The following is a 16,757-nucleotide window of genomic DNA, read 5'->3' as shown; positions in this document are numbered from 1 at the left end:
CTAAAGAGGGATGCGTCCTTCAAAAACGCGCTCGGCAGGTCCGGTCATGATGACGCTATGGCCTTCACCGGCCCATTCAAGTGTCAGTTGTCCGCCGGGCAGATCGATATTGACCGGGCTCTCGAGCACGCCCTGTTGAATACCGGCAACCGCTGCCGCACAGGCCCCCGTGCCACAGGCGCGGGTTTCACCGACGCCCCGCTCAAAGACCCGCAGTCGGGCATGTCGAGTGGAAAGCACTTCCAGAAAGCCGACATTTACACGCCGTGGAAAGCGGTGGTGGCGCTCAAGTAGCGGCCCCAGTGTGGTCACGGGAGCAGTATCCACGCTGTCGACCATGACTACGGCATGAGGATTGCCCATCGAGATTGCGCTCAGCGATACGGTGCCCTGCTCGGTTTCCACCTCGTAGCTCAGTGACTGCATCTCGGCATGAAAGGGAATCTCGGCCGGGGCCAGCCGAGGCGGACCCATGTCGACCCGAACCCGGGCATCATCAGTCAGACTCAGCAACATTGGCCCGCCCGCGGTTTCGACGCGGATATCACGCTTGGCGGTCAGCTGGTTATCGACCACAAACCGGGCAAAACAGCGCGCACCGTTACCGCAGTTTTCCACTTCGCTGCCATCGGCGTTGAAGATGCGGTAGCGAAAATCCATGTCCGGATGCGTGGGTGGCTCGACCAGCAGCAACTGATCAAAGCCGATGCCGGTATGTCGATTGGCCCACTCGCTGATCTTCTGGGCGGGCAGGCGAGCGCGCTGGGTCACCAGGTCAACGACCATGAAGTCATTGCCCAGACCATGCATTTTCCAGAACCGCAACAGCATCAGGCCTGCTCCTCCGGCAGAAGGCTTTCACCGGCCCACAGCTCCTCAAGGGTTTCCCGCTCGCGGATCAGATACATCGCATCGCCATCCACCATTACTTCGGCTGGCCGGGGGCGCGCATTGTAATTGGATGCCATGGCAAACCCATAGGCACCGGCAGACTGGACGGCCAGCAGGTCACCTTCAGCAATGGCCAGCGTGCGGTCCTTGCCGAGGAAGTCGCCGGATTCGCATACCGGGCCCACCACGTCATAGGTCTGGCTGTCGCGAGGCGTGCGTGTGTCGACCGGCACTATGCCCTGCCACGCCTGATAGAGCGACGGGCGGATCAGGTCATTCATGCCTGCATCAACAATGGCAAAGTGCCTGGTTTCACCGGGCTTGAGGTATTCGACCCGAGTCAGCATGACGCCAGCGTTGGCCGCGATGGAGCGGCCGGGTTCGAAAATCAGCTCCAGAGTATCGTCGTCCAGATGCTCGAGCAGGGCATTGATGTAATCCGCCGTGGCCGGTGGTGTTTCTCCCTGATAGTTCACGCCCAGACCGCCACCAAGATCAAGGTGCTTGAGCATGATGCCGTGCTCGGCCAGGGTGGCCATCAGCACCTTCAGCCGGTCCAGCGCATCAATAAAGGGGGCGATATCGGTCAGTTGGGAGCCGATATGGCAATCGAGCCCGATTGGCTGTACGTATGGCAGTGCCTGGGCACGCTGATAGGTCTCAAGGGCATGATCGATCGCGATACCGAACTTGTTGTCCTTGAGGCCGGTGGAAATGTAGGGATGCGTGCCGGCATCGACGTCCGGATTGACCCGCAGCGACACCGGGGCAATCCTGCCCATGTTGCCGGCTACTTCGTTGAGTCGCTCAAGCTCGGCAGTGGATTCGACATTGAAGCACTTGATGCCGACCTCCAGCGCGCGGGCCATTTCCTCGGCCTGCTTGGCAACGCCCGAGAAGACGATACGAGAAGGGTCGCCGCCGGCGGCCAGAACACGCTCGAGTTCCCCGGCGGAAACGATATCGAATCCCGCACCTAGGCGGGCCAGTACATCAAGCACGGCCAGGTTCGAATTGCTTTTGACGGCGTAGCAGATCAGGTGTGCCCGGCCTGCCAGAGGGTCCTGATAGCCCTTGAAATGGGCGGTCAGTGCGGCGCGGGAATACACGTAGCAGGGGGTGCCGACCTGGTCGGCCACATCCTCAAGGGCGACGGACTCCGCAAAAAGCCGACCTTCCCGATAGTCAAATGCGCTCATTGCCGGGCCTCCGCAGGGGCTGCTGTGGTATCGCCATCGGCATTGCCGCGGGTGTCATTACCGCTGTCGGCCGGCTGGTCATCGGCCTGCGCTGGCTCGGACTGCTGCTCATAGGCATGCTGCGGGTCGTATTTCTCGGCGGCCTGTTCATCGCTTGGCATGTAAAGCGGACCTTTTTGACCACACCCGGCCAATACCAGGGTGGCCAGCAACAGGGGAATGAGGCGTGTCATTGTGCACCTCCTGCATGGGCTGGCTTCAGCGCATCCCGGGCGCGCTGGGCGCTGGCGCGAACCTGATGAGGTGCGGTGCCGCCGATATGATTTCGGGCTGCTACAGAGCCTTCCAGCGTCAGCACGTCAAAGACATCTTCATGAATATCGCTGGAGAACTGTCGGAGTTCTTCCAGTGTCATGTCGGACAGGTCCTTGCCCTGTTTGATGCCGTAGGCGACCGAGGTGCCCACGATCTCATGAGCATCCCGAAAGGCGACACCGGCGCGGACAAGATAATCAGCCAGATCGGTGGCCGTCGAGAACCCCTTGCGGGCCGCCTCGTACATGGAGGTCTTCTTCGGCTCGATGGCCGGGATCATGTCAGCGAAGGCGCGCAGGCATCCCTTGACCGTATCGACGCTGTCGAACAGGGGTTCCTTGTCTTCCTGATTGTCCTTGTTATAGGCCAGTGGCTGGGATTTCATCAGGGTCAGCAGGCTCATCAGGTGGCCGTAGACACGCCCGGTCTTGCCGCGTACCAGTTCGGGCACGTCCGGGTTTTTCTTCTGCGGCATGATGGAGGAGCCGGTGCAGAACCGGTCCGGCAGATCGATGAAGTCAAACTGAGCGCTGGACCACAGCACCAGCTCTTCACTGATGCGGGACATGTGCATCAGCAGGATGCTGGCAAAGCTTGTAAATTCGATGGCGAAATCACGATCACTGACCGCATCGAGAGAGTTTTCGGCCGGACGATCAAAACCGAGCAGCTCAGCCGTGACGTGACGGTCGATCGGGTAGGTGGTGCCAGCCAGCGCAGCGGCGCCAAGAGGCAGGATATTGACGCGGCGACGGCAGTCCATCAGTCGCTCGTGGTCGCGAGTGATCATTTCCTGCCACGCCAGAACATGATGACCGAAGGTGACGGGCTGCGCGGTCTGCAGGTGTGTAAAGCCTGGCATGATGGTGTCAGCGTGACGGTCCGCCAGTTCGATCATGCCTTCACGCAGGCGACCTAGCTCGCTGCCGATGGCATCGATTTCATCGCGCAGGTACAGGCGAATATCCGTGGCGATCTGGTCGTTGCGAGAGCGGCCGGTATGCAGTTTCTTGCCGGTGATTCCAATCTTGTCGGTCAGCCGGGCTTCGATGTTCATGTGGATGTCTTCAAGTTCCACGGACCATTCGATGTTGCCGGCCTCGATATCGCGTTCGATATCGTTCAGCCCTTCAACGATGGCGTCGCGCTCATCATCGGTCAGTACGCCAACCCGGGCCAGCATGGTGGCGTGAGCGATCGAGCCGCGAATATCGTGATGGTACAGGCGCTGGTCAAACCCGATGGAGGCAGTAAATGCAGCGACAAACGCGTCAGTGGGCTCACTGAAGCGTCCGCCCCAGGACTGATTGGTCTGTTGAGTCATGGCGGCTGAATATTCCTGATAATGACAAGTGACAGAGCGCGACGGCCAGGTCGCACCGGATGCGTTCGAGTGTATCAGACTCCGTGGTCAGGCTCTGCCCTTCGGGCAACGTTGAACCGTGTGGTGGTTTTTAGCAGGCGGAGGGTGCTTTATGATAGTCGTCCTGCTTGATTACCGACTCTGGAGTCCCTGTGTCTGACATGCCGCTATCTCATCTGCGTATTGCTACCCGCAAAAGCCCGCTGGCCCTGTGGCAGGCGGAACACGTCAAGGCGCGGCTGGAGGCGCTGCACCCCGGGCTTCTGGTAGAGCTGGTGGCACTTTCAACCCGGGGGGACAAGATCCTGGACACTCCGCTGGCAAAAATCGGTGGCAAGGCCTTGTTCGTCAAGGAGCTTGAAGAGGCCATGATGGACGGCCGCGCTGATATCGCGGTGCATTCCATGAAGGATGTCCCGATGCATTTCCCTGAAGGGCTGGGCCTTGCGGTCATCATGGACCGCGGTGCACCCACCGATGCGTTTGTGTCCAATGAAGTGTCGGAGCTTGAGGCTCTGCCGCTGGGGGCCTGCGTGGGGACGTCCAGCCTTCGGCGCGGGCTGCAGATCAAGTCACTGCGCCCGGACCTTGTCATTGAAAGTCTGCGGGGCAATGTGCAGACGCGACTCTCCAAACTCGATAGCGGAGAGTTCAATGCCATCGTACTGGCGACTTCCGGCTTGCAGCGGGTGGGGCTGGAAGGGCGCATTACCAGCGAGTTCGTGCCAGAGCAGCTCCTGCCGGCCTGTGGCCAGGGTGCGCTGGGAATCGAATGTCGTCTGGCGGATGATCAGGTTCGTGCCCTGATTGCGCCGCTTGTCGATGCACCAACGACTAGCTGTGTGCTTGCCGAACGTGCGATGAATACGCATCTCGAAGGCGGGTGTCAGGTACCAATCGGCGGCTTTGCCCTGCTGGAAGATGAAGGACAGACCCTGTGGCTGCGTGGGCTGGTGGGCGCGCCGGACGGCTCACAGGTGCTGCGTGCCCAGGCCCGTGGCCCGGCAGAGGCACCTGAGGCGCTGGGCGTTCAGGTCGCTGATGCGCTGCTGGCCCAGGGGGCTGGTGCGATTCTGGAAGATGTTTATGGCACGCGCTGATCTGCCGGTGGTCATTGCGCGTCCGGGAGCGCGCGCCGAAGCGCTGGATGCTGCGCTTCGGGCTGACGGGCATGCGATCGAGCAGCTCAACATCATGTCATTGTCCCCCCTGGACGACGAGGAGGGCGCCATCCGGCGCCGCCTGATGGATCTGGATCTTTATCGCCAGGTGATCTGCACGAGCCCCTTCGCCGCGCAGTGCCTGGTCGAGCAGATCGAGGCAGTCTGGCCTCAGCTGCCGGTCGGTATCGAGTATCTGGCAACCGGTACCAGCACCGCCGATGTCCTGGCCGACGGGCTGTCGGTGGACGTGTCCTTTCCGCCCATGGGCAGTGGCAGTGCCAGTGAGGCATTGTTGGCATTGCCTACCCTGGCGGCTGATAATGTCAGCGGTCACCGTATTCTGCTGGCCGGTGGTCAGGGCGGGCGCCCACTTCTGCACGAAACGCTGATGCAGCGCGGCGCGAGTGTCGATACACTGGCACTTTACCGGCGTCAGCTTCATGAGCCCGAGCTGACGCACCAGCACCTGCTGTCGGAAGGGCGCTTTTCTGCACTGGTATTGACCAGCGCGGAACAGCTTGAGCATCTTCTGGTATGGTGTGACAGGCAAACGTTTTCACGCCCGCTGGTCGTTTCCAGCGAGCGATTGGCTACACTGGCTTACACGCACGGATTTGATACCGTCATGGTGGCCGGAGACGCCTCCCCGAATGCATTGAGCGCAGCCGTGGCCCGCGCTTGTAGCGCCTTCTAACCTTGATAAAGGCTAGTGATACATGAGCAAGCAAGAACACGACAAAGACGACAACACCGCTTCCTCTCGGCCCGACGGCTCGTCTGCGTCGACCCCGCCTGCCCGGGCGCCGGATACGGCAGGCCCTGCTTCGCCCGAGGACAGGAGCGACAAGGTCTCGGGCACCTCCGGGTCTGACGCCACGGCCTCAGCATCCGGTGCGGCCGCTTCCGCCAGTGCCGGGACAGGCACGTCGTCCAAATCCTCATCCCGCCCCGGAGCCAGCGGAGCCAACACGCCTCCGCGCGGTACGGGAAAAGGCAGCGGCAGTGGCAGCAATGGTGGTGGCCACGGTACGTCGTCTTCCGGAAAGGGCAGCAAGGCCCTCATGGTCGTGCTGATTATCCTGTTGTTGATTGTTCTTGCCGTCATGGGCTGGGGTGGCTGGCAGCTGATGCAGCAGAAACAGACGGTTGCAACGCTTGAGCAGCAGATCCCGCAGCAGGATGAAACGCTGACGCGGCGCCTGTCGGCACAGCAGAAGAAAATTGATGAGCTTCAGAACTCCCTCAAGGAAGCGAGCGCCACACAGGACAAGGTGCTTGATGAACTGAGTGCATCACAGCAAACCGACTCCCGCGAGTGGCTCTATGCCGAAGTCGAGTATCTGCTTCGTCTTGCCAATCAGCGCCTTCAGCTCGAGCGTGATGTCAGCGGCGCCTATGCCCTGCTGAAAAGTGCTGATGAGCGCCTCCAGCAGGCAGACAACCCCGCCTTTACCCCGGTGCGTCGTCAGATTCGTTCCGGCATGGCGGCACTCGATGCGGTGCCCAGCGTGGATGAAACGGGTCTTTATCTGGCGCTGGCTGCCGAGGCAGAGCAGTTCCAGACGCTGCCGCTGGCTCAGGATACTCAGGCCCTGTCTGCGAAGGTGGATGACGGTTCATTCTACGGCGGTGACTGGCGTGACCAGCTGGCACGGCTGGGGAATCAGCTCAAGGATCTGGTGACGGTACGTCATCATGATGAAGCGCTTGAAGCACTGATCACGCCGTCCCAGGAAGGTTATCTGCGTCAGAACGTCCGCCTGATGCTCGAGCAGGCGCAACTGGCACTGCTCAAGGGGCAGCCGCAGGTGTATCAGCAGGGCATCAGCCGGGCACGTGACATGGTGAAGGCCTACTACAAGACCGATGATGACCGTGTGCGTACGGCGCTGTCTCGCCTTGATGAGCTGGCCAATGAAACCATTCGCCCTGACCTGCCCGATGTCAGCGGCTCACTCAATACACTGCGTGACATCATGCAGCGGCGCTATGACCAGCAAGGAGCGGTCGAATGAGAAAACTGATTCTCTTCATCGTCATCGGGCTGGCAGTAGGTGCGCTGCTGGGTCAGTTGATGCTGTCGACGCCAGGTTATTTTCTTGTACGTGTCGGGGATACGTCAGTCCAGACGTCCTTCTGGTTTGGGCTGATCCTTGTGCTGGTCGCTTTCCTGGTCTTCTACATGGTACTGCGCCTGTTATTGCAGCTGCGTCGCCCGGTTGGCCGGATCAAGCGCTGGAATCATCGCACACGTAATCGTCAGGCCATGGACCGCACGGTAAAGGGCCTGGTTGATCTTGCCGAGGGACGCTGGAAAAAGGCGGAAAAATCCCTGACGCGTGCTGCCGATGACTCCTCTGCACCGATGGTGAACTACCTGTCCGCAGCGCTTGCCGCTCATTACCAGGGACGGTACGACCAGTCCGAAACACTGCTGAAAAAGGCTCACCACAGTACGGAAGGGTCTGATACTGCCGTTTCCCTGGTGCATGCACAGTTGATGCTGGACCGAGAACAGAACGAACAGGCCGTTGCCACACTGACCCGTCTTGAAAAACAGCTGCCGGAGCATCCCCAGGTGCTCAAGATGCTCAAGCAGGCGTACGTGGGTGTCGGTGACTGGGATAATCTGCGTCGTCTGCTGCCGCGCCTTGAGCGCCACAATCTGATGACCGATGAAGAGCGAGTGCTGCTTGAGCGTAATGCCTACATGTCCTCGCTTCGTGATGCCTCGGGGGATTACCGTCGGCTGGATGAGGTACGCCAGTTGTGGGATGAAATGCCCGATACACTGCGCAATGATCCGGACATGGTCTTGATGTATGTCGAATCGCTTTACAAGGCCGGCGAAGAAAACCAGGCCGAGCGCCTGCTGCGTCAGACGCTGAAGGAGCAGTGGCATTCCGCTCTGATCCTGCGTTACGGCCTGCTGGATGTGGACGCCAGCCGTCAGCTCCAGCACGCCGAGAAATGGGCCGAAGAGCGGCCACAGGACCCTGACCTGATGCTTACCCTGGGGCGTTTGTCCCTCCGCAATGCCTACTGGGGCAAGGCGCAGGAGTACTTCGAGTCAAGCTATCGTGTCCATCCAGGCAGCACTGTCTGCGCTGAACTTGCCCGTCTTTATTCCAGCATGGGTGAGCCGGCGAAAAGTCAGAAGTACTACCAGCAGAGCGTCAGTATGCTGCATGAGAAGCTGCCGGCCCTGCCGCAGCCCTCATCAGCCGCCGGTCACTGATGACTGTCGACTCCTCTGGTATGGCCCCGCCCTTGTGCGGGGCTTTTTTTATCACGTGATCCATGCAAGGCGATGCGCGTGGGGCTACCTTAAGTGTCAGTCAAGAATCCAACGTGCTCCAGGGGAATGCCATGTATCAACGTCATTTTTTCATTGCGCTGGCCGTGTCCTTTATCGGTCTTGCGATAACGGGCCTTTTTCATCCGGCCTGGAATGTACTGTGGGTGGTCTGGCTGGGGGTGGCTGCACTCGGCATATATGATCTTCGCTGCCACCACAGTGTGTTGAGCAATTATCCGGTCATAGGCCATTTAAGGTATTTGATGGAGTTTGTGCGGCCCGAGTTGCGCCAGTATTTCTTTGAATCCGATTCCAGTGGCCGGCCCTTCAATCGAGAGCAGCGCGAACTGATCAACCACCGCGCTGCCGGCGGATCAGACGCGATGCCCTTTGGTACGCTCAGGGATATCGATGCCGCCGGGTATGACTACTCGATGCACTCCCTGGCACCGAAAAATGTGGACAGCGCCTTTGGTCGAGTCGTGGTCGGTGGGGCGCAATGCACCAAACCCTACAATTCTTCCATATTCAATATCTCCGGCATGAGTTTCGGAGCACTGTCGGGCAATGCCATTCTGGCAATGAACAAGGGTGCCAGGGTCGGCGGCTTTGCTCATGACACTGGAGAGGGGGCCATCAGCCCCTACCATGAACGCCATGGAGGCGATCTGATCTGGCAGCTGGGTACCGGTTATTTTGGCTGTCGCACGAAGGAGGGCCGGTTTGACCCGGATCTGTTCAAGGAGAAGGCCTGTAGTGATCAGGTCAGGATGATCGAGGTCAAGCTGTCCCAGGGGGCCAAGCCGTCTCATGGCGGATTATTGCCCGGCGCCAAGGTCAACGACGAGATTGCTGAAACGCGGCGGATCGAGGCAGGACAGGACTGTGAGTCCCCCGCATCGCACCCGGAGTTTTCAACGCCCGGGGGGCTGCTTGAATTTGTCGCAAGGCTGCGTGAGCTGAGCGGCGGCAAGCCGACGGGATTCAAGCTGTGCATCGGGCAGCGAAGCGAATTTCTGAGTATCTGCAAGGCCATGCTCGATACCGGTATCCTCCCCGATTTCATTACCGTGGACGGGGCCGAGGGAGGAACCGGGGCCGCACCGACAGAGTTTTCCGACAGCCTTGGTCTTTATATCAATGAAGCACTGCCCTTTGTACATCAGGCGCTGACAGGCTGTGGGCTGCGGGATCAGATTCGGGTGATTGCCAGCGGCAAGGTGGCACTGGGTTATGACATGGTGGTCAAGCACGCGCTCGGGGCTGATATCTGCCATGCCGCACGCCCCTTCATGTTTGCGGTCGGGTGCATTCAGTCGCGTCGCTGTCATACCAATCAGTGTCCGACCGGCGTAGCGACTCAGGATCCTCGCCGCTCTCGGGCGCTGGATGTAGAAGACAAGTCCAAACGCGTGACCCGGTATCACGAAGCCACCGTAGCGTCGTTTTTCAATATGGTCGGCGCGATGGGGTTATCGTCGCCGAAGGAGCTGACGCCGGCGATGGTTCAGCACCGCACCCAGTTTGCGCCGGCCAGACCCTGGAGCGATATCATAGGCCCCTGTCCGGCCCCGGGGCAGCTGCTTGATGACAGCGAGCGCCCCGAAGCGTGGTCGGCCTGCTGGTCGGCGGCCTCGGCTGACCGGTTCTAGTCGGCGGCGGGCAAGGCCTCGGCCATGATGCGTGAAAGCCTGGGGGAGAAGGTCAGGGTGCCGGCCAGCTGATGGCCATGCGCTGACATCTTGGCCCAGGTTCTGGCCAGAATGCGTCCAAGCTTGTCGTCATCGTGTTCCTCGGCAAAGGCCTCGACGTAATGGTCAAGAAAGGCCAGTGCGATGGTATCTTCCAGCGCCTGCATCTCGGGGTTGGTCTTGATGTTCTGCTTCAGGATCAATGCACTGATTCGCCCGATCTCATCTGCCGTTACACCTTCTTCCGACAGTAGTTCGGCGACCAGACTGGCCTGGCGTTTTTGAAGGTCCGTACGCCAGGCATGGTAGCCGGGACGGGTCATCGGATAGTCTTCGCGCGGACTTTCCCAGCGGCGAAAATGCTGGGCGCGGGCAGCAACTCGAAGCTCGGCATCGGCGTCAGGTGCAACGCGTTCAAGCCACTCACTCATACGGCGTGCATAGGCCAGCTCATAAGGGGTGTCGGAGGCCTTGTCCTGGCGTGGATCGCAGGCGTGGGCGTCATCAATCGCAGCCATAATGCGGTCATACTGGTGCTGGTTCATGGAACAGGAATCTCCAGGCTGAAAACAGGTAATACACACGGAATCATGATCGAACGTTGGCGGGTCGCGGGGGTGTCAGGGTGTCGGGCGTCTCTTCGGCAGAGCCTGTCAGCGTAGCATCCAGCCAGGTACCGCGTGAAAACCAGACCAGCGTGATCAGGGCAATCACTACGTTGGTGACCGGAAATGTCCACCACAGCCCGTCGCTGCCCAGCAGCGCATCTCGGGATAATACCAGTGCCAGCGGGAACTGCAGCAGCCACTGGGAAATCAGGGTCAATATCATGGCCGCCGTGGTCTTTCCCGCGGCCCGGAAGGCGCCGGTCAATGCCATCTGTAACCCCATGAAGCCAAAGGTCAGCGATACCGTACGCAAAAACCGTGCGCCGTGTTCGATGACCTGCGGGTCCGAGGGAACAAAAAATCCGACCAGTGCTGGCGCACCCAGAAATACGGCCAGTCCTACTGCCGAGAGGCCTGCGAATGCAATGATCCCACTGAGTCTGGCGACATGACGTGCCCGCTCAAGCTGGCCTGCACCAATGTTCTGTCCCACGACGGCTGCCGTGGACATGGACAAGCCCAGCGCCGGAATCACGATAAAGCCCAGTACATTCATGCCTACGCCATATGCCGCGGTCACGGTGGCGCCGAACCCGGTCACTAGCACAACCATCACGTTCATGGCCAGCGCGCGTGCAGACAGCTCGATCGACGAGGGAATGCCCAGTCTCAGGGCCTGCCGAATCAGCAGCGTGTCTGGTTTCAGGTGATGCCACTGCAGGTGAATGCCCTGATAGCCGCGCCACATCAGTATCACGCCGGTCGTGAAGGCAAGGCATTGGGTCAGCAGGGTGACCAGTGCGGCTCCGGCAATGCCCATGGCCGGGATGGGCCCGGCACCGAAAATGAACAGTGGGTCCAGAACGCTGTTGAGCGCCACTGTCGTGGCCACGATATAAAGTGGCATGCGTACATCGCCGATTCCGCGCATCAAGGCCTGAAACATGGAAAAGCCGAAGGTGAATACCACGCCGGACAGTGCGTATCGCAAAAAGGACAGCGCCCCCTCGCGCACCTGCGGGGCTACCCCCAGCATGTCCAGCAGGGTGGGGGCCAGAAGATGACCCAGCAGCGACAGGGCCAGCGAAACCACGACCACCATGATCAGCGTCTGACCGGCCACCCGGTTGACGTCACGCTGGCGGCCGGCGCCGCTGTACTGCGCCACCAGTGTGGAGCCGGCCACGCTGAGCCCCGAGCCAATGGCGAACAGCAGAAAGATCAATGGTGTACTGATGGAGACGGAGGCCACGGCATCCCCTCCCAGCCGGCCGATCCAGAAGGAATCAATGAGCTGATAGGCTGACTGGAGGATATTGGCCAGTACGATCGGTATGGCCAGCTTGAGCAGCGAGCCGGCAACGGAGCCTTCAGTCAGTCGTGAGGCAGAACGGGTGGGCAAGACGCACCTCGGTCGAGTGTCAGACGGGGCAGCGCAGGGCATGGAACATGACGCGCCACAGACCCCCATGATATCAGGTCAGATACGCCGGTGAGATGATCGTGCGATACAGGCGGCGAAATACCAGGTTGTTTTCTATGCTTCATGAGAATGGTTCGAGGGAATGAACATTACTACTCGAGTGCCTTCGACACTTGATCCAAAGGAGAAGCTTCATGAAACGCATTGCAGGAACACTGGTAATTTGCCTTGGACTGGGTAGTGCAGCGCAGGCAATGGCCTTTGACATGAACAAGGCGGCCGAAGAAGGAATGGATCTGTCCAGGGGCAGCCACGAGTTGACCACCGAAGCGGAGGTGTCTCCGGCGCGTCTGGCATCGATCATGACCGGCACGACAGAGGGCAATCTGGCAGAGGCGGCGTCCATGACCTCCTTTCTGAGTCAGAAACTGGATGTGTCTCCGGTGCAGGCAGCCGGCGGTGCGGCATCCCTGTTGACTCAGGCTCGCAACAGGTTGACGTCGGACCAGTTCAACCAGCTTATCAATCAGGCGCCGGCGGTGACCGGTTTGCTCGCCAGCGCCCGTGCCGGTGACATGTCGGAGCTGATGGCCCCCCTGTCCGCGGATGCATCATCAAGCGCGAATGCCAGTGACCGGGATGCCCTGAGCGCCGTGTTCTCCAATCTTGGAATGGATGAGTCCATGGTCGATCAGTTCGGCCCGGCCATGCTGGCCTGGTTCAGTCAGTCTGGCGTGTCATCTTCACTGACAAACTCGCTGTCGAGCATCTGGGGCAACGTTTCCCGATAAGCACCATGTTCGCGTGATGCAGTTGATGACGCTCCATGCCTTGCGGCATGGAGCGTTTTTCTGCCTGCCCGGTAGGGCCACTACCCTGCAGACAGCATCGTTCGTGCAGGATACGGTCAGGGGCCGGACATAAAAAAACGCCATTCATTGAATGGCGCTGATAATGACCGTGACTAGCTTGATGAGGAGGTGCCCATCGGACCTGAATCCGTGTGAGCCGGGTAATCAACCCGTACACAAGGATAATCCGGTGCAAATGTGTTTTCAAGTCATTTGATATTGTTTTTCATTTGAGGCGTTTATTGATTAGTTTTAATTGGATGCGACACTGGGTCGCTTGTCGTCGTACTGCATTCATCGTCTTATACTAAAGTCAGATGCCGACGACAGAGGGCGCCGGCGACAGTGAACGATGACATTGTTATTCAACAAGGTAGGTTTGCCATGCATATTACCGTGTTCAGTGCCCAGCCCTATGATCAGCGATTCTTCGAGCAGACCTGCCATACGCAATTTGCCGACAGTGACCTTCATTTTACCTACCAGGCTTCCGCGCTGGGCATGAAGACGCTGGCACTGGCAGCAGGCAGCCAGGCGGTATGTGTCTTTGTCAACGATGTGCTTGATGCTCCGGTTCTTGAAGGGCTTTACGAGCAGGGAGTGAGGGCGATTGTTCTGCGCTGCGCCGGATTCAATAACGTGGATCTGAAGGTGGCCGAACGGCTGGGCATGTACGTTGCACGGGTGCCGGCCTATTCCCCCGAGGCCGTGGCCGAGCATGCCGTAGCGTTGATTCAGACCCTCAATCGAAGAATTCACCGGGCCTACAACAGGGTACGCGAAGGAAACTTTCAGCTGGATGGGCTGCTGGGCATGACCCTTCACGGCAAGACCGTGGGCATCGTCGGGACCGGCAAGATCGGTCTGGCGCTGGCGCGCATCATGAAGGGCTTTGGCTGCCGAGTGCTGGGGTATGACCCTTGTCCACAGGAAGACTTCAACAGGCTGGGCGAGCTGGTGGATCTGCCCACTCTGCTGGCCGACTCCGACATCGTCAGCCTTCACTGCCCGTTGCTGCCGGCGACCGAGCACCTGATTGATGCCGATGCACTGGCTGCGATGAAGCCGGGCGCCATGTTGATCAACACGTCCCGCGGCGGGCTGATCGATACGCCGGCGGTGGTGTCTGCGCTCAAGATGCGGCATCTTGGCGCGCTGGCCATCGATGTCTATGAGCAGGAAAGCGGTATCTTCTTCAAGGACCATTCCGACGATATCATCGATGATGACGTGCTTCAGCGGCTGGTGACCTTTCCCAACGTGCTGGTAACCGGCCACCAGGGCTTTTTCACGCGTGAGGCCCTGAGCGAGATTGCCGAGGTAACACTGGGCAACCTCTGCGCCTATCAGGCCGGCACGGATAACCCCAATGCACTGGTTGCTGCATCACACCGCTAACCTACTTCACATACAGGAACCTGTCGGCATGCCGGATTCAGGACGCAGGGAAGACAACCGACGCTCGCCTACGCTCAATGCGTTGATTCTGGTGACCCTGGTCATGATCATGGTGTCGATGGGGTACCTGGCCAATTATTACCTTGGGGTAGGCAGCTCTCATCAGATTACCTGGTACCCGGCCAACCCCTTCTGCCAGGTGTCCGAGCGCCGCTGCGTGGCATCCCTTGGGCATCACGGCGACATCTCACTGGCCCTTGCCACGACACGGACCGACCAGCATCGAGCACATATCAGTGCTCAGATCGAGCAGCTGGATGCCAGCCGAGTTGATGTCATGCTCGAGCGCAGGGATCAGGCGCGTACGGTTGAAAGCACAAGGATGGAGCAGGTCGGTCCGCATCGGTTTACCGGCCTGCTGCCGCTTGATCAGTGCAGCGCGTCTCCCATGCGCTGGCGCCTGAAGGTCGTAGTGCATACGCCTCATCGCAATCTGGGCGGGTGGTTCGATTTTGATACGGCCTGCGAGGACAATCAGGCCGTATCGTCCTGAATCAGCGGCGTGTCCAGAGCCTTTTGACCGGGGTGTGGCTCAATAGAAGCAACACCACCACTGTGGTCAATACCAGGGATAGCGGGTTGGTGACCAGGTCCATCAAAAAGGCACTACTGCTGTCGCCAACAGAGGCCATGGCCTGACGGTAGGTCTTGTCCATCAACGGCCCCAGGATAACGCCAAGAATGACAGGCCCCATCTGGAAGCCGAAAATTTTCATGAAATATCCCAGCAACCCAAAGCCCAGCATCCAGAATACTTCGGTCATGCTGCCATTGATCGAGTAACTGCCGACTACGCATAGCACCAGAATCAGCGGGATCAAAATAGCCTTGGGCAGCTCAACGACCTTGGCAAACAACTTGATGCCCATCAGTCCAAAGACCAGCAGGCAGATATTGGCCAGTACCAGAGCACCCACGATAAACCAGAAGATATGGGGTGTTTCAATCATCAGCATCGGGCCCGGGTTCAGGCCGTGTACGACCATGGCGCCAATGATAACGGCGGTCACCGCATCACCAGGCATGCCCAGTGTCAGCATGGGAACAAAGGCGCCGCCGACGGCAGCGTTATTGGCGCTTTCGGGCGCAACAAGCCCTTCATAGGCGCCTTCGCCAAAGGGGACCTTGGGATTTTTGGTGGTGCGCTTGGCATGATCGTAGGCAAAAAGCGCTGCGATGTCGCCGCCTGTGCCTGGCAGGGCGCCGATGATGACACCAATGACCGAGGTGCGAATTGATAGCGGCAGAAAGCGCAGTACCAGGTTCAGGGAAGGAATGATCTTTTCGGCCTTTTGGCGCACGGGTGTTGTATCGAGCTGATGTAATTGGAAAAGGGCTTCGGCGACACCAAACAGGCCGATCATGACGATGACATAATGCACGCCTCCCAGAAGATCCATGCTGCCAAAGGTAAATCTACCTTCAGCCGTGACCGGGTCCATGCCGATCATGCCAATAATGCCGCCCAGTGCTGCCGCGAAAATACCGCGCGCCAGTGATTCAGCGGCCAGGCTGCCCACCAGCAATAGCCCCAGTGCCGCAATCAGAAAGTAGTCTCTGGGCGCAAACTTCAATGCCATGTCGGACAGCACGGGCGCCGAGGCGGCCAGAATGGCAATGCCGATCATCCCGCCAATAACGGACATGACCGTACTTAATCCTATGGCCTGACCTGCCTCTCCCCGCTGGGCCAGCGGATAGCCGTCAAACGCAGTGGCGACTGCCGAGGGGGCGCCCGGGATATTGAGCAAAATGGCCGTACGAGAGCCGCCATACACGCCGCCGCAGAAAACGCCTACCATCAGCGCCAGGGCATCGTTGATGTCCCAGGCAAAGGTGAATGAAATCAGAATGGAGACGGCCATGGTTACGGACAGGCCGGGGATGGCGCCGATATAGATGCCTGCAAATGTGCCCGTCGCCACAAGGGCCAGAAGCCATGGATCGCTCCATGCCATCAAAAAATAGGAGAGTGTGTCACCCATGGAAATTAACCTCGATCAGGGGAGATAAACCTGAAACAACAACGTGAACAGTGCGTAGATAATGGCGGTAGAGCCAACGGTCACCAGCGCGGACATGACCCAGCGGCCGCGGAATAAATAGGCGATGGCGCAGAACATGAACAAAAGTGTCGCAAAAACGAATCCCAGCGGCGTCAGCAGCAGCAGGTAGCCGATGGTCATCAGGGTGAAGATCATGAACCGCAGCGGTAAGTGCGCCTTGAAAAACTGCCGCGTTTCACCGAGGTTACCGGTCGTTTTCGGGCGCGGGTGATGGCGCTGTCCGATGATGATCATCACCATGGACATTACCAGCAGGCTGCCCAGAAACATGGGGAAGGCCCCCGGGGAGCGAACGGATTCAAATCCTGAAATCTGATAGGCCGCGACAAGAATGCTGATACTCAACAGCAGCAGTAAAAGGTTAAAGGCGCGCTCGCCTGCCTTCAGAGGAGATATAGACATGATTAATTCCCGAAAAGCCCCGGCAGGGT

The 16,757-nt window shown here is 59.3% G+C and carries 15 protein-coding genes and 1 pseudogene; 8 read left to right on the top strand and 8 right to left on the bottom strand.

All coding sequences use genetic code 11. The annotated features are described in order from the left end of the window. From dapF to argH, 4 genes and pseudogenes are all read right to left on the bottom strand, one after another. Positions 1 to 831: a diaminopimelate epimerase gene (dapF, locus tag OQ287_RS13050; RefSeq protein WP_265896731.1), complete on the bottom strand. Its 831-nt coding sequence runs from the start codon at positions 829 to 831 to the stop codon at positions 1 to 3. Next, positions 831 to 2,090: a diaminopimelate decarboxylase gene (gene lysA, locus OQ287_RS13045; RefSeq protein ID WP_265896730.1), complete on the bottom strand. Its 1,260-nt coding sequence runs from the start codon at positions 2,088 to 2,090 to the stop codon at positions 831 to 833. The genes dapF and lysA overlap by 1 nt, the downstream gene beginning before the upstream one ends. A gap of 131 nt (positions 2,091 to 2,221) precedes the next feature. Next, positions 2,222 to 2,323, bottom strand: a pseudogene (lptM, locus tag OQ287_RS15400) (LPS translocon maturation chaperone LptM); the annotation flags it as partial. Continuing rightward, positions 2,320 to 3,729, bottom strand: coding sequence for an argininosuccinate lyase (argH, locus tag OQ287_RS13035; RefSeq protein WP_265896728.1), 1,410 nt, complete (start codon positions 3,727 to 3,729; stop codon positions 2,320 to 2,322). The gene argH and the pseudogene lptM, both read right to left, overlap by 4 nt. Before the next feature lie 200 nt (positions 3,730 to 3,929). Here argH and hemC point away from each other — a divergent pair, with 200 nt between their 5' ends. The 5 genes from hemC to OQ287_RS13010 all read left to right on the top strand — a co-directional run bounded on the left by hemC (position 3,930) and on the right by OQ287_RS13010 (position 9,881). Then, positions 3,930 to 4,868 (top strand): hydroxymethylbilane synthase, encoded by a 939-nt coding sequence (gene hemC / locus OQ287_RS13030; protein ID WP_250938597.1) that lies wholly within the window; start codon positions 3,930 to 3,932, stop codon positions 4,866 to 4,868. Further along, on the top strand, positions 4,855 to 5,625 hold the full coding sequence (locus OQ287_RS13025) for a uroporphyrinogen-III synthase (RefSeq protein ID WP_265896727.1): 771 nt from the start codon (positions 4,855 to 4,857) through the stop codon (positions 5,623 to 5,625). The genes hemC and OQ287_RS13025 overlap by 14 nt, the downstream gene beginning before the upstream one ends. Before the next feature lie 22 nt (positions 5,626 to 5,647). Then, on the top strand, positions 5,648 to 6,946 hold the full coding sequence (locus OQ287_RS13020) for a uroporphyrinogen-III C-methyltransferase (protein WP_265896726.1): 1,299 nt from the start codon (positions 5,648 to 5,650) through the stop codon (positions 6,944 to 6,946). After that, entirely contained in the window at positions 6,943 to 8,169 is a 1,227-nt protein-coding gene (locus OQ287_RS13015; RefSeq protein ID WP_250938603.1) for a heme biosynthesis HemY N-terminal domain-containing protein, read from the top strand. The genes OQ287_RS13020 and OQ287_RS13015 overlap by 4 nt, the downstream gene beginning before the upstream one ends. Positions 8,170 to 8,300: 131 nt before the next feature. Next, positions 8,301 to 9,881 carry an FMN-binding glutamate synthase family protein gene (locus OQ287_RS13010; RefSeq protein ID WP_265896725.1) on the top strand — a complete coding sequence of 527 codons (1,581 nt, stop codon included), beginning with the start codon at positions 8,301 to 8,303 and terminating at the stop codon, positions 9,879 to 9,881. Here the strand turns inward: OQ287_RS13010 and OQ287_RS13005 are convergent. Both OQ287_RS13005 and OQ287_RS13000 read right to left on the bottom strand, forming a co-directional pair. Continuing rightward, positions 9,878 to 10,465, bottom strand: coding sequence for a DUF4202 domain-containing protein (locus tag OQ287_RS13005; protein ID WP_265896724.1), 588 nt, complete (start codon positions 10,463 to 10,465; stop codon positions 9,878 to 9,880). The genes OQ287_RS13010 and OQ287_RS13005 overlap by 4 nt on opposite strands. Before the next feature lie 43 nt (positions 10,466 to 10,508). Then, a complete protein-coding gene (locus OQ287_RS13000) occupies positions 10,509 to 11,930 on the bottom strand; it encodes an MATE family efflux transporter (RefSeq protein ID WP_265896722.1) in 1,422 nt (473 codons plus the stop codon). 215 nt (positions 11,931 to 12,145) lie between these two features. On the opposite strand from OQ287_RS13000, the gene OQ287_RS12995 reads away from it, so the two are divergent. The 3 genes from OQ287_RS12995 to OQ287_RS12985 all read left to right on the top strand — a co-directional run bounded on the left by OQ287_RS12995 (position 12,146) and on the right by OQ287_RS12985 (position 14,753). Continuing rightward, positions 12,146 to 12,742, top strand: a complete 597-nt coding sequence (locus OQ287_RS12995) for a DUF2780 domain-containing protein (protein WP_265896721.1) — start codon at positions 12,146 to 12,148, stop codon at positions 12,740 to 12,742. 444 nt (positions 12,743 to 13,186) lie between these two features. Then, positions 13,187 to 14,200 (top strand): 2-hydroxyacid dehydrogenase, encoded by a 1,014-nt coding sequence (locus tag OQ287_RS12990; protein WP_265896720.1) that lies wholly within the window; start codon positions 13,187 to 13,189, stop codon positions 14,198 to 14,200. A 28-nt stretch (positions 14,201 to 14,228) separates the two neighbouring features. After that, positions 14,229 to 14,753: a hypothetical protein gene (locus tag OQ287_RS12985; RefSeq protein WP_265896719.1), complete on the top strand. Its 525-nt coding sequence runs from the start codon at positions 14,229 to 14,231 to the stop codon at positions 14,751 to 14,753. 1 nt (position 14,754) lies between these two features. Here the strand turns inward: OQ287_RS12985 and OQ287_RS12980 are convergent, their stop codons facing one another. Together OQ287_RS12980 and OQ287_RS12975 are read right to left on the bottom strand one after the other, a co-directional pair. Next, positions 14,755 to 16,245, bottom strand: coding sequence for a tripartite tricarboxylate transporter permease (locus tag OQ287_RS12980; protein WP_265896718.1), 1,491 nt, complete (start codon positions 16,243 to 16,245; stop codon positions 14,755 to 14,757). Between the two features lie 15 nt (positions 16,246 to 16,260). After that, entirely contained in the window at positions 16,261 to 16,728 is a 468-nt protein-coding gene (locus tag OQ287_RS12975) for a tripartite tricarboxylate transporter TctB family protein (protein ID WP_265896717.1), read from the bottom strand. Between the last annotated feature and the right edge of the window lie 29 nt (positions 16,729 to 16,757).

The organism is Larsenimonas rhizosphaerae (assembly GCF_026240105.1).
Lineage (GTDB): Bacteria > Pseudomonadota > Gammaproteobacteria > Pseudomonadales > Halomonadaceae > Larsenimonas > Larsenimonas rhizosphaerae.
Note: the sequence above shows the minus strand (reverse complement) of the source record. Positions and strands in the feature narration are given on the sequence as shown.

Coding starts and splice junctions, on each gene's coding strand:
- OQ287_RS13015 (WP_250938603.1), top strand. CDS start 6,943: ATGAGAAAACTGATTCTCTTCATCGTCATCGGGCTGGCAGTAGGTGCG.
- OQ287_RS12985 (WP_265896719.1), top strand. CDS start 14,229: ATGCCGGATTCAGGACGCAGGGAAGACAACCGACGCTCGCCTACGCTC.
- argH (WP_265896728.1), bottom strand. CDS start 3,729: ATGACTCAACAGACCAATCAGTCCTGGGGCGGACGCTTCAGTGAGCCC.
- OQ287_RS12975 (WP_265896717.1), bottom strand. CDS start 16,728: ATGTCTATATCTCCTCTGAAGGCAGGCGAGCGCGCCTTTAACCTTTTA.
- OQ287_RS12995 (WP_265896721.1), top strand. CDS start 12,146: ATGAAACGCATTGCAGGAACACTGGTAATTTGCCTTGGACTGGGTAGT.
- OQ287_RS12980 (WP_265896718.1), bottom strand. CDS start 16,245: ATGGGTGACACACTCTCCTATTTTTTGATGGCATGGAGCGATCCATGG.
- OQ287_RS13005 (WP_265896724.1), bottom strand. CDS start 10,465: ATGAACCAGCACCAGTATGACCGCATTATGGCTGCGATTGATGACGCC.
- OQ287_RS12990 (WP_265896720.1), top strand. CDS start 13,187: ATGCATATTACCGTGTTCAGTGCCCAGCCCTATGATCAGCGATTCTTC.
- OQ287_RS13010 (WP_265896725.1), top strand. CDS start 8,301: ATGTATCAACGTCATTTTTTCATTGCGCTGGCCGTGTCCTTTATCGGT.
- lysA (WP_265896730.1), bottom strand. CDS start 2,090: ATGAGCGCATTTGACTATCGGGAAGGTCGGCTTTTTGCGGAGTCCGTC.
- OQ287_RS13025 (WP_265896727.1), top strand. CDS start 4,855: ATGGCACGCGCTGATCTGCCGGTGGTCATTGCGCGTCCGGGAGCGCGC.
- hemC (WP_250938597.1), top strand. CDS start 3,930: ATGCCGCTATCTCATCTGCGTATTGCTACCCGCAAAAGCCCGCTGGCC.
- OQ287_RS13020 (WP_265896726.1), top strand. CDS start 5,648: ATGAGCAAGCAAGAACACGACAAAGACGACAACACCGCTTCCTCTCGG.
- dapF (WP_265896731.1), bottom strand. CDS start 831: ATGCTGTTGCGGTTCTGGAAAATGCATGGTCTGGGCAATGACTTCATG.